We start from the raw sequence: 17,913 nt of genomic DNA on the forward strand, positions 1-17,913 counted from the left end.
GGGTGGGAGGCGCTCTCGCGTGTCCCCCGGAGCGATGCGAAGGATCTCTTCGTGGGGCCGCACTGGCCGGAGAATCTCCGCTCCGCTCAGGAGGACACGGCAACAAACGCTAACCCGCACACAGATGCAGCCCTGAGGAGAAATGCCGGGCGTCCGCAGTGTTCGAGAGAGTAGGGGGCGCAACCCGAGCCGCGTTCAGCCAACTGCGGGGTGTAATACGACATATCCCGTTAGCACACACCAAACCCACAACATCACCAACCGCGGCTGTCACCCGCCCCGCATGCTGGCTTGCGGGGCGGACTCCGGAGACCGCGGCCTAGTACGTGGGTGTTAACGGGACAGGTACCGCTCCGGATCGGCGGCGAACTGGCGGCGGCACGAGGGACAGCAGAAGTAGTAACGCGTGCCCTGGTAGTCGTAGGTATGGCGAGCGGTCGCGATCTCGACCGCCATGCCGCAGACTGGGTCGATCGCCTGGGTTTCCGCGGGGTCTGCCTGGATGATCGGCATTGCAACAGTAGGGGTAGCGTCCTTGGGCGCCAGCTCAGCCCGCTTGGCGATGATCTCGGCCAGGATGCTGACCGCGATTTCCTCCGGTGCGGTGGCCGCGATGTCGAAGCCTGCCGGCGCCTTGACCCGCGCGAGCAGGTCATCGGGGATGCTGCTGGTCCGCAGGGCGTCACGCATGGTTTCGAAGCGGCGGCCGCTCGCAACCAACGCGACGAAACCCACACCCGCCCGCAGCGCCTGCTCGACCGCGTCCTCGTCGTAGACTCCCATCGTCGCCACAACCGCGACGGCGGGACCGCCCGCGGCCGCTGCAACGACGTCGAGGCTGTCGAGGACGACGTCCGCTTCGGCCGGAGCGCTCTCCGGCGCGCCGGGCCGGGAGGCGATCACGCGGTATCCCATGACGTGGCCAAGGCGTATCAGCGCGTCGGCGACCGGGCTCTCGCCGAAGACGATCAGCCGCAGCGGGGGCAGGAACGGTTCCAGGAAGACCTCCAGCGCGCCGCCGCTGTGGCACGTGAGCGGCGCGACGACAACGTCCGGCCGCTCGGCCGAACCGCGGCCGTCCGGACTGAGGCGGAGCGTCCGCGGCCGCCCTTCGGCCAGGGCTTCCAGTGCCTGACGCACGACCGTCGGCTGCGCACAGCTCCCGCCGACCCAGCCGAAGAGGGCGCCGTCCGGCGTGACAATACCCTTCGCGCCCGGCCGCGCCGAGGTAGGACGCTGGCTCCAGACGACAGTGGCCAGCACGAAGGGCTCGCCCGCCTGTTTGAGCGCCGCGGCGCGGGCGAAGATGTCCTCACTGACCCTCCCCAGCGCAGGTTGAGTCGTGGTACCGGACCGCTCGCCGTGTTCCGTCATCGGGGTTCCGTACCTTCGGTGGTGTGAGGGCGTCGCGACTCGGGTCGCGACGCCCCAGAGTATCCAGTGCTACTCGGCGACACCCTTCTCCTCGAGGATCTGATAGACCTTCCAGGGCGTGATCGGGATGTCGATGTGGCGGACGCCGAGGTGGCTGAGCGCGTCCACGACGGCGTTCACGATCGCCGGGGGCGCACCGACCGTCGGGCTCTCGCCCACGCCCTTGGCCCCGATCGGGTGATGGGGCGAGGGCGTCACGGTCTTCTCGGTCCGCCAGTTCGGCGTCTCCATCGCCGTCGGGACCAGGTAGTCCATCAGCGTGCCGGTGAGCATCGTGCCGTTGTCGTCGTACACGATCTCCTCATACAGCGCCGGCGCCAGCCCCATCGTCAGCCCGCCGTGGATCTGCCCCTCGACGATCATCGGGTTGATGATCGTGCCGCAGTCGTCCAGCGCCAGGAACTCGCGCACCGTCGGCTGACCGGTGCCGCGGTCGATGTCGACCACGCAGACATAGGCACCGAACGGGAAGGTCAGGTTGGGCGGGTCATAGTAGGTGACCGCCTCCAGCCCGCCCTCGAGCCCCTGCGGGAAATTCGTGTAGGCGGCGAAGGCGATCTCGCTCATCCTCTTGGCACGCTCGGGCGAGCCCTTGACGCGGAAGGCGTAGTCGCGCCACTCCAGATCGTCCGGGTCGACCTCCAGCAGGTGGGCGGCGATTAGCCGTGCCTTCTCCCGGATCTTCCGCGCCGCAACGGCCGTCGCCGCGCCCGCGGTCGGGGTGCTCCGGCTGGCATAGGTGCCTAGCCCGTAGGGAGCGGTGTCGGTGTCACCGTGCTCGACCACGATGTTCTCAACCGGAAGCCCCAGCTCCTCCGCCACGATCTGAGCGAAGGTCGTCTCGTGTCCCTGCCCCTGGGTCTGGACGCCGATGCGGACGATCGCGGAGCCGGTCGGGTGGACCCGGATCTCGGCGCTGTCGAACATCTTGACCCCGAGGATGTCGAAGGTATGCGACGGACCGGCACCCACGATCTCGGTGAAGGTGGAGATGCCGATCCCCATCAACTCCCCGCGCGCTCGCTTCTCGGCCTGCTCACGACGCAGCTCCTGGTAGCCGATCGCATCGAGCGCCTTCTGCAGCGCCGCCGGGTAGTTGCCACTGTCGTACTCCCAGCCGGTCGGTGACTTGTAGGGGAACTGATCCGGCTGGATGAAGTTCTTGAACCGGATCTCCGCCGGGTCCATGTCCAGCTCGTCGGCCAGAACATCGACCATGCGCTCGATCATGTGGACCGCTTCCGTCACCCGGAAGGAGCAGCGGTAGGCGACCCCGCCCGGCGCCTTGTTGGTATAGACGCCGTCGACGCTGAAGTGCGCCGCCTCCAGGTCGTACGACCCGGTGCCGATGCTGAACAGCCCGGCCGGGAACTTCGACGGGTTGGCCGCGGCGTCGAACGCGCCGTGGTCGGCCACCGTGTGCACCCGCAGGGCGCGCATTGTGCCGTCCCGCGTCGCCGCGATCTCGGCGTGGATGTGGTAGTCGCGCGCGAACGAGTCGGCCTGGAGGTTCTCGGAGCGGTCCTCGATCCACTTGACCGGCCGCCCGGTCTGCAGCGAGACCACGATCGCCAGCACGTAGCCGGGGTAGACCGGCACCTTGCCGCCGAACCCGCCGCCGATGTCGGGCGAGATGACCCGGATCTTCGTCTCCGGTATCCCGGAGACGAGCGAGAAGACGGTGCGGTGGGCGTGCGGCGCCTGGCTCGTCAGCCAGACGGTCAGCTTGCCCGACACCTTGTCGAATGACGCGACACAGCCACAGGTCTCGATCGAGGAGACATGGATCCGCGGGATGTACATCTTCTGCGAGACGACGACCTCAGCTTCCTCGAAGATCCGGTCCGTCGCCTCCTTGTCGCCCGCCTGCCAGTTCCAGATGTGGTTGGTCTTCTGCTCCCGGTCGGGCCGGACGAGCGGGGCATCTGGCTCGAGCGCGCGGAACGGGTCGACAACCGGCTCCAGCGGCTCGTACTCGACATCGATCGCCAGCACGGCGTCCGCCGCCGTGTAGCGGTCCTCGGCGATGACGGCGGCGACCTCCTGCGCGTAGTAGACGACCCGGTCGGTGGGCAGCACCATCTGCCGGTCACTCATCAGGGTCGGCATCCAGGCCAGCCCGGCCGCTTCCAGGTCCTTGCCGGTGATAACCGCGACGACGCCCGGCATGGCAAGCGCCTTGGAGGTGTCGAGCTTGGTGATGCGCGCATGAGCGTACGGGCTCCGCAGGATGTCGAGGTAGAGCATCCCTGGGAGTTTGACGTCGTCGACGTACGTTCCCTTGCCGCGGATGAAGCGCGGGTCCTCCTTGCGCTTGACCGAGTGGCCGAGCCCACCGATTGCTGCACGCTCAGTGGCAGTCATCGGCTAGTCCTCCCCTCCACCAGCCGGCACGCCGGACGGCGCCGCGGCTTCGTTCGCCTGCTGCATCTTCTTGGCCGCGTACTGGATCGACTTGACGATGTTCACGTAGCCGGTGCACCGGCAGAGGTTGCCGGAGATCGCCTGCCGGATCTCCGCTTCCGTCGGGTTCGGGTTACGCTCCAGCAGGGCAACCGCCGTCATCATCATGCCCGGCGTGCAGAAGCCGCACTGGAGCCCGTGCTCCTGCCAGAAGCCCTCCTGCACCGGGTGGAGTTCGCCGTTCTGCTCAAGCCCCTCGACGGTACGGATCTCGCCGCCGTCGGCCTGCACCGCGAAGACGGTGCACGACTTGACCGGTACTCCGTTGAGATGGATGGTGCAGGCACCGCAACTGGTGGTGTCGCAGCCGATGTGCGTGCCGGTCAGCCCGAGGGTCTCGCGGATGAAGTGGACCAGCAACAGGCGCGGCTCGACCTCGGCCTGCCGCACCTCGCCGTTGACCGTGACCGTGATCGGAACGGTGCGCGTCTTCGTGCTCATGGGTCACCTCTCCTCCGGCTACGCCGCGGCCGCGCCCGCGCGCTCCAGGGCCCGCCGCAGCGCGCGAGCGGTCACCGTGCGCGTCACGGCCCGCTTGTAGTCCGCCGGCCCGCGCAGGTCACTCGATGGATCGCACTCCTCGCCTGCCAGGCGCGCCGCCTCGCGGATCGCCTCCTCGGTCGGTTCCTTCCCCAGGAGCGCCGCCTCGGCCTGCTTCGCCCGCATCGGCATGTAGTTCACGTTGGTCAGGCCGATCCGGACCGAAGTCACCTGCCCAGCTTCATCGAGCGTGAGCTGAACCGCGGCGCCTGCGATGGCGTAGTCGCCGGCCTTGCGCTCGAACTTGACATACGCCCCACCCGAGCGCGGGCCGGGAATCGGGATGCGGATGGCCGTGAGGACTTCATCCGCGGCGAGGGCAGTGGTGAAGGTGTCGACGAAGAACTCATCGATAGGAATGGTGCGCTCGCCGTTGGGGCCGGTCGCGACGATCTCCGCACCCAGCGCCAGCATCGTCGCGGGGTGATCGTTGGCCGGATCGGCATGAGCCAGGTTCCCCCCGACGGTCGCCAGGTTGCGCACCAGCGGGTCGGCGATCACGACCGCCGTGTCGAGGATGATCGGGAACTCAGTGCGGACGGCCTCGTCGTCCTCCAGCTCGGCCTCACGGGTGAGAGCCCCGAGAACAAGGTGGCCGTTCTCGCGCCGGATCCCTCCGAGGCCCGGGATTCGGTTCAGGTCGACGATGACCGCCGGCTCGACGAAGCGGAACTTCATCAGCGGGATCAGACTCTGCCCGCCGGCCAGCAGCTTGGCGTCGAGGCCGTGCTCAGAGAGCAGGGCGACGGCTTCGGAGAGCGAAGCCGGAGCATGGTACTCGAAAGGTCCAGGAATCATGCGAAGCCGACTCCTCTCGCCGGTCGGCGCCCCGGGTCGCCCGACCGATCCTTTACGCTGCCGCACTTACAGGGTACCTAGCCCATATGTACCACCCTCTTGCGAAATGCGCCAGCCCCCGGCGCCAACATCCGTGAATTGCCCGCTCCGGGGCAGGTCGGTGCAGACTGAAATAATGTTTGGCACAGCGCATTGTCACTCCGCTCCTGATAGTTGCGCAACGCGGAGCGATCCGCTGGGGTGAGGGGGTGCAGGGCAAGAAGCCCAGGGGCGACAGGAGAAGGCGGCTACGGACTGAAGGGGTCTACGCCAGGAGAGGGGGGCCTGCGGTTCACCCCGGGCTGGCAAGGCGAAGCCCTCCCACGCGGGCTACGGCACAGGCAAGATGCTGGCACGATCTCGCGCCGTCCAACGAGCGCGCGACGAGTGGTGCGAAGGGTCTCGCGCCGTGGCGCGTGCCCGGGGCTAAAGCCGCCGGGCTCACCACGAAAGCCGGCTCAAGCCGGCTGGGGCCCGTGATCCGAACGGGTGGTGAAAGGATCCCCGCGCTCGGCGCGTGCCCGGGGCTAAAACGCTTGGTGTGAGTTAGGGCGCCGTGGCTACCAGGTGATCAGGTTCGCCACGGCCAGCAGCGGCCGCCCCTGCTGCCGATTCAGCCAGCAACAGAGGTTGTGCAGCGCCACCTTGGCCGCCAGTCGCGCCTGGAAGCCCGCCAGGGTGTGCGGGCGCTCCCGCTCGAGGCCGAAGGTGTGCAGCAGTCGTCCAACGACCGTCTCCACGATCTGGCGATGGCGGGCCACCCAGCGGCGGACCGCCTTGGGCCAGCGCCGCCGACTGCCCCGCTGCGGGGTGGCCACCAGCGTCACGCCATAGGTGGCCGCCAGGTGCGCCTTGTAGTCCTCGCCGGCAAAGCCACTGTCGGCCAGATAGGTCGCCACCGGCGTGCCGACACTGGGCAGGCGGGGATCGGGGTGGGCCCGACAGGCAATCAGGGTCTCGGCGAGGGACCGCTCATTGGTGCTGGCCGGGGCCACGCCCCAGCCGGTGATCGCCCCCTCCAGGCTGACGGCGGTCAGCACGCGGAAGCCGGCAAACCAGCCCAGGCGCAAGCTGAAGCCGATGTTGGCCTCGCCGGCCAGCCAGCCCCGCCCGCGGCGCTTGGCGTTGCGCACCGGAGCCGGCGCCACATCGAGCACATCCACCGCCACTGGCCCCCGGCCAAGTTGGTCTGCCAGGTAGAGGGCGAACTGGGCCAGGGCGACCTGATGCCGCCGCAGCAGCCGGTTGTATTGGCTGCGGTGGGGCAGGGTCGGGAAGTAGGGGCGCAGGTGGCGCTCGGCGTAGCGGTAGAAGTCCTGCTCACTGGAGAACCTCATCCACTGCCCGAAGATGGCCAGGGTCAAGACCTCGCTGCGGCTCAGGGCCGGCGCGGGGCCGGGGCGGTGGGGCTCCGGGGGCAGGTGGGTCTGGCAGAAGGTGTCGACCAGGACATAGACTGTAATCAGGAAGGTGTCCACATCCATCGGGTGCTCCTTTCGTGGGAGACGGATACGAGCTATCTCCCGTATGGAAGTGGGCACCTTCCTGTGTCAAGAGGGCACAGCATGCCCCGGCTAACTCACACCAAGCGTTAAAGCCGCCGGGCTGCATAATGGGTAAGCCCACTGAAGGGGCTGCGATGGCCACGCCCGGGCGGAGCCGATCCGGCACCCCGCCGGGCACCGTGTCTCCAGCCCCTTCAGTGGGCTTCGCTTCCTAGCCCGGGGCTTTCAGCCCCGGGCACACGTACCGGGCGGTGGGGGTCATTTCGGCAGGGAGTGCGTAACGGTACGCCAGCCGGCTTGAGCCGGCTTTCGTGGTGAGCCCGGGGCTTTCAGCCCCGGGCCGCAACCCCAATCTGAGATCTTCCCCGTCAGCCGACGCGACCGTTGGCCCCAGTGCCTCACCCCGTCTGCTCAGGGCGCAGGTGACGGTCGAACCAGCCGATCACGCGGTCGATCAGGTCCACTTGGTGCTTGCGCTCCTGGATGGAGTGGCCCTCGCGCGGGTAGGTGACGAACTGGGTCTCGACGCCGAGAGTGCGGAGCGCGACGTACATCTCCTGCCCCTGCGCCATCGCCACCCGCCGATCTTCCTCGCCGTGGAGGATGAGGGTCGGCGTGGTGGCGTTCCGGATGTAGCGGATCGCGGAGCGCTCGAAGTACGGCTCCGGGTCGTGGTACGGGCTCGTTTCGAAGTAGGAGAGGTTGGCGCTGGGGATGTCGCCCAGACCGTTGTCGCTGATCATGTTCGGCAGCCCGGCCCCCATGACTGCCGCCTTGAAGCGGGTGGTCTGACTCACGATCCAGGCGGTCATGTAGCCGCCCCAGCTCCAGCCGCCGACGCCCAGCCGCTCAGGATCGGCGATGCCACGCTCGATCAGGTAGTCGACCCCGGCCATGATGTCCCGGTACTCGCAGCCGCCGACATCACCGAAGAGCGCGTTCGAGTACTCCGGACCGCGGCCGGTGCTGCCGCGCGGGTTGGGCATGAGGACGGCGTAGCCGCGCCCGGCCAGGGCATGCGCCCACTCGTGCCACGTGGCGGCGAACTGGTTGGTCCAAAGCCAGGTCGGCCCGCCGTGGATCTGCACCACCAGCGGGTACCGCTGGCCCTCCTGATAGCCGACGGGCTTGAAGAGCAACCCCTCCACCTCGACGCCGGGATCGCTCTCCCAACGGACGATCTCAAGCTCGCCCAGGGCGGCGGCCTCCAGCTCCGGGTTGAAGTGGGTACGCCGCTGGAGCGCAGGGGATATGTCGTCACGCGAGAGCACCCACACGTCCGGCGCGTGTCTGGCGTCCTCCCACACCACCGCAATCCGTTGCCCGCTGGCGTCCGCCGTCGCGACCGGCGCGAACGTCCCCAACGGCTCCCCGGCCAGCAGCCGCTCGCGCTCGCCCTCCCAGCTCAGCCGGTAGAGGGTCATGTTGACCCCCTCGTCGGCCACCATCAGCAGGGCGTCGCGCCCGAGCGGCCACAGCGCTTCGCTCGTCCCGTCGTAACCCGGGGTCAGACAGACCGGCTCGCCTCCCTCGACCGGGATACGGTAGACGTAATCACCGTGAACGACCCGCCCGGCGCGCGCCCGGTAGGCGAGATACTTTCCGTCTTGCGACCAGGTCAGGTGCTCCGCCATGCCGATCTGCCGGAAGACGGGCGTCGGGTCGCCACCCGCGCGCGGCACAATCACGACCTCGTTCTCCAGGAAGATGTCGTCGATGCGCGGCGTCGGGGTGAGGTTGAGCGCCAGACGCTCACCGTCAGGCGACCAGGCGTAGGTCCAGACCTGCCGCCCCTCGGGCGATACCGCCTTCGCCGTCCCGGCCTCGACGTCGATGACCCAGAGCCGCTGATACTTGTAGTCGGTGTCCCACACGCGGGCGTCGTCGCGCTCCTCCTTGCGCTTCTTCTCTTCCTCCGTCTCGGGATCGGTGAAGAGGACCGCCAGGAAGCGACCGTCGGGCGACCAGGAGAGCTGCTCCATGTCACCCTGCTGGTCGAAGACGCGCCGCGCTTCGCCTCCGTCGGCCGGCATGATGTAGACGCTCTTCTTGCCCCGCTCGGCCCGGTCGGAGAGGAACGCCAGGCGGCGTCCGTCGGGCGACCAGCGCGGTTCCTCGTCATCCCACTGCCCTGCGGTGAACTGGCGCGGCTCGCCACCGGCAAAGGACACGACCCAGATCGCCGACTCCGGGTGCTCCTTCTCCTTGCTGACCGGCCGCAACGTGAACGCGATCCGCTCGCCGTCGGGCGAGATCTGCGGGTCGCTCGGTCGCCGGTGAGTGACCAATTGCTCGGTCGTGAGCGGCTGCGGGACGCTGGACGCCTGCTCGTCATCTGCCACAGGAGCTACCTCCTCGTGTCATCATGCCGGCCGGCAGCGCACACCGGCCGCGGTTCTTACCACTCGGTGAAGGGATCGAGTGCACCGCGCAACCCGTCCCCGATAACGTTGACCGCCAGGGTCGCCAGGACCAGCACCGCACCCGGTACGACCGGCAGCAGCGGCACCTGGAGATAGTCGTTCGATGCGCCGGTGAGCGTGTTGCCCCAGGCCGGGAGGTTGACGGTTGTCACCGGGCGGCTCTGGACGAAGTGATGAACGGCGCTGCTCCGAGCACGCGCCGGACAGCATAGCGCAGGGCGGGCTACGGTGTCATTCCCACCCGGGGCGAGGCACGGCCACAGCGGGAATGACACCTGGATACCCGCACCCGAACCGGTCTCTACGGTGGTCGGGGGAAGATGCTACGCCAGTACTGGGTTGGCTCGCGGTGCCGCTCTTCTCGGCCGCCGCAGCCGGATCGCGAGGTAGAGCGCGGAGAGGAAGGGGGAGAAGAGAACCAGCATGCCCAGGACCATGGCTGCTAGCCGCACCGGGACATCCCACCATTCCGAAGACTTCGAAACACGCTCGACCGACGTCGGCGTCGTCTCGACGGAAGGCTCACGCTCAACGGAGGGTACGGCCCCCGGCCGCTCCACCGGTGCCGGCACGTCCACCTGCTGCACCTGGACCGCAGTGGTCGAACCAACCCGGAACGCCATCAACCCGACAACAGCAACGACGATCGCGAGGCACCCGATCAGGGTCGCGATGACCTTGTCCCGTGTGCGCCACATCGGTGAGAGCCAAGCCAGCAGGATGCCGACCGGCCAGAAGAGGGCGGTGAGCACGATGGCGGCGTATTCAAGGAGCCCCGGACCCGCCTGCGCGACCGGCATCGGCTCCGGCACCCCGAGACGCTCGCGCGTCTCACGTGCCAGTTCCTCAGGGCTCCCAAGACGGTCAAGGATCGTCCGCACGGTCGCCTCGTCGCGCCCCCCGGCGGCCGCCAGCGAGGCATCAATGTGCGCACGAAGGTCTTCCAGGATCTCCCGCCGCTGCGCCGCCGGCACCCCGACCAGCGCCTCGTCCACCTCCTGGAGATAGCGCTCGATCAGGTGCCGGACTCCGTCGTCGGTGTCACCGTTGCGGACCATGTGTCCCCTCCAGTTCGTGACGTCCCGAGCACGCCGTCGACGGCGTCCCGAAACTCCACCCACTGCTGCCGGAAGACGGCCAACGCTTCCCGCCCACGCGGCGTCAGCCGGTAATACTTCCGCGGCGGCCCGGCGGGTGACTCGCGCCACTCGGTCTCGACCAGCCGCTCGCGGTGGAGGCGGCTCAGCAGCGGGTAGATTGTCCCCTCGCTGGTGAGGAGCGCCGGGGCCTGCCCCAGCCGCTGCACCAGCTCGAACCCATAGCGCGCCTCGTCCTCCAGCAGGGCTAGGACGCACGCCTCAAGGGCGCCCCTCCGCATCTGTGTCAGCAGCGCGCTCGTATCCATGGCCACATGGTAGCACAAGCTACCTTGCGTCACAAGGTAGTGGCACAGGCAGGTAGTCCGCCTTCCTCGCGCAGAGCCGCTCTGGCCGAACAACGCGGTGGCGCGATCGCGTGCGGTTGTGCATGTCCGTGCGGGGTGGTGAGAGGATCCCCGCGCTGTGGTCAGGGCCCGGGGTTAATGGAGTTTGACGAATTACCTGGGTGTACGCGCTCGGCGCGTGCCCGGGGCTCAAACGCTTGGTGTGAGTTAGCCGGGGCATGCTGTGCCCTCTTGACACAGGAAGGTGCCCACTTCCATACGGGAGATAGCTCGTATCCGTCTCCCACGAAAGGAGCACCCGATGGATGTGGACACCTTCCTGATTACAGTCTATGTCCTGGTCGACACCTTCTGCCAGACCCACCTGCCCCCGGAGCCCCACCGCCCCGGCCCCGCGCCGGCCCTGAGCCGCAGCGAGGTCTTGACCCTGGCCATCTTCGGGCAGTGGATGAGGTTCTCCAGTGAGCAGGACTTCTACCGCTACGCCGAGCGCCACCTGCGCCCCTACTTCCCGACCCTGCCCCACCGCAGCCAATACAACCGGCTGCTGCGGCGGCATCAGGTCGCCCTGGCCCAGTTCGCCCTCTACCTGGCAGACCAACTTGGCCGGGGGCCAGTGGCGGTGGATGTGCTCGATGTGGCGCCGGCTCCGGTGCGCAACGCCAAGCGCCGCGGGCGGGGCTGGCTGGCCGGCGAGGCCAACATCGGCTTCAGCTTGCGCCTGGGCTGGTTTGCCGGCTTCCGCGTGCTGACCGCCGTCAGCCTGGAGGGGGCGATCACCGGCTGGGGCGTGGCCCCGGCCAGCACCAATGAGCGGTCCCTCGCCGAGACCCTGATTGCCTGTCGGGCCCACCCCGATCCCCGCCTGCCCAGTGTCGGCACGCCGGTGGCGACCTATCTGGCGGATAGTGGCTTTGCCGGCGAGGACTACGAGGCGCACCTGGCGGCCACCTACGGGGTGACGCTGGTGGCCACCCCGCAGCGAGGCAGTCGGCGGCGCTGGCCCAAGGCGGTCCGCCGCTGGGCGGCCCGGCATCGCCAGATCGTGGAGACGGTCATCGGGCGGCTGCTGCACACCTTCGGGCTGGAGCGCGAGCGGCCGCACACGCTGGCGGGCTTCCAGGCGCGGCTGGCGGCCCGGGTGGCGCTGCACAATCTCTGCTGCTGGCTAAATCGGCAGCGGGGACGGCCGCTGCTGGCGGTGGCGAACCTGATCACCTGGTAGCCACGGCGCCCTAACTCACACCAAGCGTTCAAGCCGCCGGGCTGATAGCTGGTAAGCCCACTAAAGGGGCTGCGATGGCGACATTCCGGCGTATCCGGTTCGGCCACCTGCCACGCCCAGCGTCCCCAGCCCCTTCAGTGGGCTTCGCCTTATTAGCCCGGCGGCTTGAGCCCCGGGCCCACACCACCGCCGCACACCGAATTACGGCATCAGGCCCCAGCACCCTCAGGCCCACGCTACACCGTCGCCCCACACGTGACGCATGACGCATGACGTATGACGCATGACGCACCACGCCAGATCACTGATAGATCACCACGTCCGGCTGGGGGTCCAGGAGGTTGACCTGCTCGGGGGTCATCAGATCGATGTCCTGGTCGTAGAAGAGCTTGAAGCCGCCGTGGGGTGCGCCGTCCTCGTTGACGAAGCGCTGGTAGCCGCCCATCTTGTCCTCAGCCCAGCCGAAGCCGTCCATGTCGACCACCAGGTCGACGCCGGGCACCTGCCGCAGTGCTTCCTTGTTGCGGATCATCACGTAGTCGAACTGGTGGACCACCAGGATCTTGTTCGGCAGGCCCTCCTCCTCGACCAACCGCGCCAGCATCTCCTGCGCTCGGTTGATCTCCTCGGCGTCCATCCCGCCGATGATCGTACCCGGCACCTCGCCGGGGGTGGCAAATTCGGGGTCGAGTGCCAGGTGGACCCGCGGGTTCTTCAGGTACTCCAGCACGTGGGGGATCTCCGCCTCGACCGTGCTGTGACCCATCTGAATGTCGAGGATCACGAGGAGGTCACGGCGCTCGGCCACCTCGAGGTACTCCCGCACCAGCTCATCCGGCATCCGGTAGAGGTAGGTACCGTCGTCGGTTTGGGTTCCCTGCGCCACGGCGTAGATCAACTCCAGCGCCGGGGCGACGGTCCGCTCACCATTGGTCGCGTCGTACTCCGCGGCCTGGGAACGAAGCTGGTCGACCACCGTGTCCGGGTCGGCGCTGCCGAGGATACCCATGACCGGGACACCCGGATAGCCGTAGTAGGCGATGACCTGGCAGCTCTGGAACACCGATCGTGGGGCGGCCGGGCGGAGGGTGAAGCTCGGCTCCGGCGTTGCCTCACCGGGGGCAGGACGCGGCTCGTAGCAGTGCGCGAGCGGCGGCGGGACCGGCGTCGGTATCGGGGTCGGTGTGGGGGTTGGGATCGGCTCCGGGGTGGGAGTCGGACTCGGCGTCGGCGATGGCACCGGCGTGGAAGTGCTTGCCGGTTCCGGTTCGGTCGTCGCGGTTGCCCCTGGGTTACCGGCCGGCTCACTCGACTCCACGCCTGGCCCGCCCGCAGTCGGCGGTGAGCAGGCCGTCAGCAGGAACAGGACGAGGAAGACATACGATACCCGACGATACCCGGTGATGGCGGTCCCCCTTCCGTCCGTTCGGTGGCGATCACAATTCTGGCACCCGCCGCAAGTGCTGCACTCACACACGGTGAACCGGAAAGACATGGCTGATATCCGCATAGTAGCACGGGTCGGAGCACGGTGGGCGTTCCCGCCGTGTCCGGGTGTCTCTTGCTGAAGTGGGACATCTGTGGCAAGACCTGTGTAGCGGCGCGGCAGGCAGCGCCGGTCGCGCCGTCGCGGCTGACGTGTAGCGTAAGGAGACGGGCAATGGGCAGGGTGACGCCGGATCAGGTCCATGCAGTGCTTGAGCGATCAGTCCTGGCCGACGGATACAGCTTCGTCTACGACCCGGAGCGGAGCCACGGCTCGTGGCTCGTTGATGCGCGGACCGGGGATGCCTATCTCGACGCCTTCAGCTTCTTCGCTGCGGGCGCGATCGGCCACAACCACCCGGCGCTGCACGACCCGGCGTTCAGCGAGCGGCTCCTCGTGGCCGCCCGCGTCAAGCCCTCCAACCCGGACGTCTACACCACGTTCTACGCCGAGTTCGTCGACACCTTCGCCACCCTGGCCGTGCCGAAGGAGTTCCCCCATCTGTTCTTCATCGACGGGGGCGCATTGGCGGTCGAGAACGCGTTGAAGACCGCCTTCGACTGGAAGGTGCGGAAAAACCTTGCGGCCGGGAAAGAGCCGCGCGGCTCGAAAGTCATCCACTTCACTGAGGCGTTCCACGGCCGCTCGGGCTACACCCTCTCCCTGACCAACACCGCCGACCCCCGCAAGTACGAGTACTTCCCCCGCTTCGACTGGCCCCGCATCCCGGTACCCAAGATGCGCTTCCCGCTCACCGAGGAGACGCTGGAGGAGGTGATCGCACGCGAGTCGGCAGCGCTCCACGCGATCACCGCCATCCTCGAGCGCGAGGCAGACGATATCGCCGCGATCATCATCGAGCCCATCCAAGGCGAAGGGGGCGACAACCATCTCCGCCCCGAGTTCCTCCGCGCCCTGCGCCAGTTGGCCGACGACTACGAGGTCATGCTGATTTTCGACGAGGTGCAGACGGGCATGGGGCTGACAGGGTCCTGGTGGGCCTTCCAGCAACTCGGGGTGCAGCCCGACATCTTCGCCTTCGGCAAGAAGACCCAGGTCTGCGGCATCGCGGTGAGCCGCCGGGTCGACGAGGTGGAGCGGAACGTGTTCGTCGAGCCGAGCCGGATCAGCTCCACCTTTGGCGGCAACCTGGTGGACATGGTGCGCGCCCAGCGCATCATCGAGGTCATCGTCGAGGAGAACCTGATCGAGAACGCGCGGCGCCAGGGAGAGGTCCTGCTGGGGCAACTGCGGGAGCTGGCGACCCAGGCGCCGATCGACAACGTGCGCGGGCGCGGCTTGATGATCGCCTTCGACCTACCGACGCCTGAGGACCGCGACGCCGTCATCGCCCGCGCCTACGAGGAGCGGTTGCTCCTGCTCCCCTGCGGAACGCGCTCGATCCGCTTGCGGCCGCACCTGAGCCTGACGACCGACGAGGCAGAAGCACTCATCCAGCGCCTCACCGCTGCCCTGGCTGCCGTTCGCCCCGCATCCTGATACGTCGTTACCGAGCGTGGAGCGCGCCTGTGTGCGCTCCACGCGCCGAGGCGCGCCGCGGACGCCGTCAGTCGGCTGTCCGTGGCTCCGGGCTGCCCGCGGACAGTTCGGTCCTGGGAGCACGCGCGCGGCTGGCCGCAAAGGCCGCGAGAGCCGCCAGGGCGAAGGCCACGGTGCCGAACAGAAGGGCATCGCTGTACTCGGTGAAGTCCTCCGCCCCGATATAGAAGGGGAGCAGCGCGCGCCCGGTGCCCGCCCGGGACTCGAGGAGCGCGGTCGCGACCGCTGCCCCGAGGCTTGTGCCGACGAAGAAGAGCATGTTGAAGATGCCCAGTCCCACGCCGTAGATCCGCGCCGGGATCGTCCGCGTCAGGACGGTCATCAGGGGCGCGTTCACCAGCGCCTGCCCGAGGCCGAGGAACATAGTCACAGCGGAGAAGGCCGCGGCCGGCCAGCCGATGGCGACTGAGCTCAGGAACAGCACCGTCGCGCAGGAGATCAGCAGCCCGGGGATGATCAGGATGAACGGGTTCCAACGGTCTGCCAGGCGGCCGGCAGTGCCCGCCAGGAGGACCACCACGAGCGCCTGCGGCAGCAGCGCCAGGCCCACCTGGCCAGACGGCAGCCCGTTCACGTTGGTGTAGAGGAACGGTGCGATCACGATCACGCCCATGCCGCCGTTCATCGTGAGAAACCCGACGAGCGCGAGCAGCACGTAGCGCCGGTTCGCCAGCAGCGCCCGATCGATGAACGGGGACGCGACGGTCTGCTGCCGGTGGATCGTGAGCACCGTCCCGACGAGCCCGACGATCGCGGCCGTGATGACCACTCCGGTCAGTCCCCCTTGCCGTTGGAGACTGGTGAATGCCAGGAGCACCCCCGAGACAGCCGCGGCCACCGCGATGCCGCCGAGCCAATCGATCCGCACCTGCTGGTGCAGAAGCGGAGGCGGCAGGTAGCGTGCGGCCAGGGGGATTACCGCCGCCAGCATTGCCGCGAAGAGGAACACCATGCGCCAGGCGATGAGCTGCGTGATGATCCCGCCGAGCGTCGGACCGATCGCCGTTCCGGCACTGACGGCGGTCGCGATGATCCCCATCGTCCGACCGCGCCGCTCGGGCGGCACGATGCGGGCGACCATGGCCATGCCCAGGCTGGTGATGGCTCCAGCGCCCAGGCCCTGGATACAGCGGGCAATGACGAGCATGGGAAACGCGAAGGCAAGCCCAGCGAGCGCCGCGCCGATCACGAAGAGCACCATGCCACCCAGGTAGATCCGGCGCTCGCCGAAGCGGTCGCCCAGACGGCCGTGGAACGGCATCGCGACACCGAAGGTGAGCAGGTAGATCGAAACCAGCCAGCCGAGCGCGCCGGCATCGACGCCGAAATGGTCGCCGATCGGCGGCAGCGCAACGTTCACCATGGTGCCGCTGGTCACCGTCATGAAGCTCGCCAGGCCGACGATGGCGACGACCCATCGCTCGTGGGCCCGCGCGTCTCTCGTGAGGCGCGCCTGCGGCTGTGCGACTACCTCCATCGTGCGAGGGGAGTCGTTGTGGTGCACTCGGTCTCCTACGATCCGGTTCAGCGCGACGATCGCGAATGCCAGGGAACCGCCTGGCGGGCGGACGGCGCGCCGCACGGCGCGCCGGTATCGACGAAACAGCAGAGGAACATGCCGCGTGGCGATCCTGAGCGTTTCGCTCCAACGGTGTCCGGGAGCGGGGACGGCCCGCCGGGAACGCCGACCACAGCCGCCTCGCCTCCCAATCTCCCTATTGTACAGCGGTCGGCCACGGGGCGAGCTGAAGGGGGATCGGCCGGAACATGCACAAAGGGCAATGTATCGCTCGCTGATTCGGGTATAGTGGCCTGGTTGGCAACCCCGGGGTGGCCCGGGTCGGAATATTTCAGACGTGGGTGGGGAGCGAGGAGCACCAATGAGCCAAGACGCACAGGTCACCGCGCAGCGGTTGAACCGCGTACGGGAGGTCATGGAGCAGGCCGGGGTCGACCTGCTGGTGATCGGCCCGTCATCCGACTTCCGCTACTTTACCGGCCACGCGCCGCGGCTGAGTGAGCGCCTGACCGCGCTGATCATCCCGCGCGAGGGCGAGGCGACCATCACGGTTCCCCGGCTCGAAGCGCCGCTGCTGGCCCACCTCTCCGATCGCTTCGCCATGGCAATCTGGGACGAGACGGAGCGGCCCACCGAGCGCATCGCGGCGATGGGGCGTGAGGCAGGCGTGCGTGCTGTCGCCGTCAACGACCAGTTCTGGAGCGTGTTCCTGCTCCAGCTCGAAGAGCTGCTGCCCTCGGCATCGTTCCAGAGTGCGTCCAAGATCATGACCCGGATGCGGGTCGTGAAGGACCCGGCGGAGATCGCGCTGCTGCGCGAGGCGGCACGCCGCACCGACGCCGCCTGGGAGGAGTTCTGCGCGACTGTCCGCCTCACCGGCCGGACCGAACGCGAGGTCGCGGTGGACCTGCAGGCGCTGATGGCGAAGCAGGGCTTCCCCACCCTCGCGTTCTGCGCGGTCGCTTCCGGCCCCAACGCCGCCTCGCCGCACCATGAGACGTCCGACCGGGTCATCCAGCCGGGAGACCCGGTGGTGATCGACTTCGGCGGCGAATACGAGGGCTACTACTCCGACATCACCCGCACCCCGGTGGCGGGGGAGCCGCATCCGGAGTTTGTGAAGATCTACGAGATCGTGAAGCAGGCGCAGCAGGCGGCCTTCGAGACGATTCGCCCGGGTGTCGCCTGCCAGGATGTCGACCGCGCCGCCCGCAAGATCATCAGCGACGCGGGCTACGGCGAGTACTTCATCCACCGCGTCGGCCACGGCCTGGGCCTCGAGATCCACGAGCCGCCGTACCTGGTCGAGGGCAACACCCAGCCACTGGAGGCGGGCATGGTCACCTCCGACGAGCCGGGAATCTACATTCCCGGGAAGTGGGGCGTCCGGATCGAGGATGCCGTGCTGGTCACGGAGGACGGCGCGGAGCGCCTGAACACGGTGTCGCGCGACCTCGTCTCGCTGCCGTAGCAGCTC

General features: G+C 68.3%; 14 protein-coding genes. 3 read left to right on the forward strand and 11 right to left on the reverse strand.

Annotation, left to right across the window (positions count from 1 at the left end):
* Positions 1–333: 333 nt before the first annotated feature.
* The 9 genes from STHE_RS13910 to STHE_RS13945 all read right to left on the reverse strand — a co-directional run bounded on the left by STHE_RS13910 (position 334) and on the right by STHE_RS13945 (position 10,607).
* Positions 334–1,374, reverse strand: a complete 1,041-nt coding sequence (locus STHE_RS13910; protein WP_012873227.1) for an XdhC family protein — start codon at positions 1,372–1,374, stop codon at positions 334–336.
* Between the two features lie 69 nt (positions 1,375–1,443).
* Positions 1,444–3,798, reverse strand: a complete 2,355-nt coding sequence (locus STHE_RS13915; protein WP_012873228.1) for an aerobic carbon-monoxide dehydrogenase large subunit — start codon at positions 3,796–3,798, stop codon at positions 1,444–1,446.
* Positions 3,799–3,801: 3 nt separating this feature from the next.
* Positions 3,802–4,338, reverse strand: a complete 537-nt coding sequence (locus STHE_RS13920; protein WP_012873229.1) for a (2Fe-2S)-binding protein — start codon at positions 4,336–4,338, stop codon at positions 3,802–3,804.
* 18 nt (positions 4,339–4,356) lie between these two features.
* Complete coding sequence (locus STHE_RS13925) at positions 4,357–5,235, reverse strand: FAD binding domain-containing protein (protein WP_012873230.1); 879 nt, start codon at positions 5,233–5,235, stop codon at positions 4,357–4,359.
* Positions 5,236–5,834: 599 nt separating this feature from the next.
* Positions 5,835–6,758, reverse strand: coding sequence for an IS982 family transposase (locus tag STHE_RS13930; RefSeq protein ID WP_012870543.1), 924 nt, complete (start codon positions 6,756–6,758; stop codon positions 5,835–5,837).
* 419 nt (positions 6,759–7,177) lie between these two features.
* Complete coding sequence (locus STHE_RS13935; RefSeq protein WP_012873231.1) at positions 7,178–9,121, reverse strand: S9 family peptidase; 1,944 nt, start codon at positions 9,119–9,121, stop codon at positions 7,178–7,180.
* A gap of 56 nt (positions 9,122–9,177) precedes the next feature.
* Positions 9,178–9,354: a hypothetical protein gene (locus tag STHE_RS19100; RefSeq protein WP_169308211.1), complete on the reverse strand. Its 177-nt coding sequence runs from the start codon at positions 9,352–9,354 to the stop codon at positions 9,178–9,180.
* Positions 9,355–9,525: 171 nt separating this feature from the next.
* Positions 9,526–10,260 (reverse strand): DUF1700 domain-containing protein, encoded by a 735-nt coding sequence (locus STHE_RS13940; protein ID WP_012873232.1) that lies wholly within the window; start codon positions 10,258–10,260, stop codon positions 9,526–9,528.
* Positions 10,218–10,607, reverse strand: a complete 390-nt coding sequence (locus tag STHE_RS13945) for a PadR family transcriptional regulator (RefSeq protein WP_012873233.1) — start codon at positions 10,605–10,607, stop codon at positions 10,218–10,220. The genes STHE_RS13940 and STHE_RS13945 overlap by 43 nt, the downstream gene beginning before the upstream one ends.
* 340 nt (positions 10,608–10,947) lie before the next feature.
* Between STHE_RS13945 and STHE_RS13950 the strand changes: the two genes are divergently transcribed.
* Positions 10,948–11,871 carry an IS982 family transposase gene (locus STHE_RS13950; protein WP_012870498.1) on the forward strand — a complete coding sequence of 308 codons (924 nt, stop codon included), beginning with the start codon at positions 10,948–10,950 and terminating at the stop codon, positions 11,869–11,871.
* A gap of 301 nt (positions 11,872–12,172) precedes the next feature.
* Here STHE_RS13950 and STHE_RS19245 read toward each other — a convergent pair whose 3' ends face one another.
* The gene (locus tag STHE_RS19245; protein WP_148220104.1) at positions 12,173–13,111 is read right to left on the reverse strand and encodes a hypothetical protein; all 939 of its coding nucleotides are present in this window, start codon (positions 13,109–13,111) and stop codon (positions 12,173–12,175) included.
* A gap of 420 nt (positions 13,112–13,531) precedes the next feature.
* Here STHE_RS19245 and lat point away from each other — a divergent pair, with 420 nt between their 5' ends.
* Positions 13,532–14,857, forward strand: coding sequence for an L-lysine 6-transaminase (gene lat / locus STHE_RS13960; RefSeq protein ID WP_012873235.1), 1,326 nt, complete (start codon positions 13,532–13,534; stop codon positions 14,855–14,857).
* 67 nt (positions 14,858–14,924) lie between these two features.
* On the opposite strand, the gene STHE_RS13965 is transcribed toward lat, so the two are convergent.
* Complete coding sequence (locus STHE_RS13965; RefSeq protein WP_041400376.1) at positions 14,925–16,394, reverse strand: MFS transporter; 1,470 nt, start codon at positions 16,392–16,394, stop codon at positions 14,925–14,927.
* 403 nt (positions 16,395–16,797) lie between these two features.
* On the opposite strand from STHE_RS13965, the gene STHE_RS13970 reads away from it, so the two are divergent.
* The gene (locus STHE_RS13970) at positions 16,798–17,907 is read left to right on the forward strand and encodes a M24 family metallopeptidase (RefSeq protein ID WP_012873237.1); all 1,110 of its coding nucleotides are present in this window, start codon (positions 16,798–16,800) and stop codon (positions 17,905–17,907) included.
* Positions 17,908–17,913 lie beyond the last annotated feature (6 nt).

Source organism: Sphaerobacter thermophilus DSM 20745 (assembly GCF_000024985.1).
In the GTDB taxonomy this organism is placed as follows: Bacteria; Chloroflexota; Chloroflexia; order Thermomicrobiales; family Thermomicrobiaceae; genus Sphaerobacter; species Sphaerobacter thermophilus.

What these genes read in the sequence shown, in the direction of transcription:
- STHE_RS13970 (WP_012873237.1), top strand. Translation starts at nt 16,798, where the DNA reads ATGAGCCAAGACGCACAGGTCACCGCGCAGCGGTTGAACCGCGTACGG.
- STHE_RS13940 (WP_012873232.1), bottom strand. Translation starts at nt 10,260, where the DNA reads ATGGTCCGCAACGGTGACACCGACGACGGAGTCCGGCACCTGATCGAG.
- STHE_RS13915 (WP_012873228.1), bottom strand. Translation starts at nt 3,798, where the DNA reads ATGACTGCCACTGAGCGTGCAGCAATCGGTGGGCTCGGCCACTCGGTC.
- lat (WP_012873235.1), top strand. Translation starts at nt 13,532, where the DNA reads ATGGGCAGGGTGACGCCGGATCAGGTCCATGCAGTGCTTGAGCGATCA.
- STHE_RS13925 (WP_012873230.1), bottom strand. Translation starts at nt 5,235, where the DNA reads ATGATTCCTGGACCTTTCGAGTACCATGCTCCGGCTTCGCTCTCCGAA.
- STHE_RS13910 (WP_012873227.1), bottom strand. Translation starts at nt 1,374, where the DNA reads ATGACGGAACACGGCGAGCGGTCCGGTACCACGACTCAACCTGCGCTG.
- STHE_RS13930 (WP_012870543.1), bottom strand. Translation starts at nt 6,758, where the DNA reads ATGGATGTGGACACCTTCCTGATTACAGTCTATGTCCTGGTCGACACC.
- STHE_RS13965 (WP_041400376.1), bottom strand. Translation starts at nt 16,394, where the DNA reads ATGGAGGTAGTCGCACAGCCGCAGGCGCGCCTCACGAGAGACGCGCGG.
- STHE_RS13920 (WP_012873229.1), bottom strand. Translation starts at nt 4,338, where the DNA reads ATGAGCACGAAGACGCGCACCGTTCCGATCACGGTCACGGTCAACGGC.
- STHE_RS13945 (WP_012873233.1), bottom strand. Translation starts at nt 10,607, where the DNA reads ATGGATACGAGCGCGCTGCTGACACAGATGCGGAGGGGCGCCCTTGAG.
- STHE_RS13950 (WP_012870498.1), top strand. Translation starts at nt 10,948, where the DNA reads ATGGATGTGGACACCTTCCTGATTACAGTCTATGTCCTGGTCGACACC.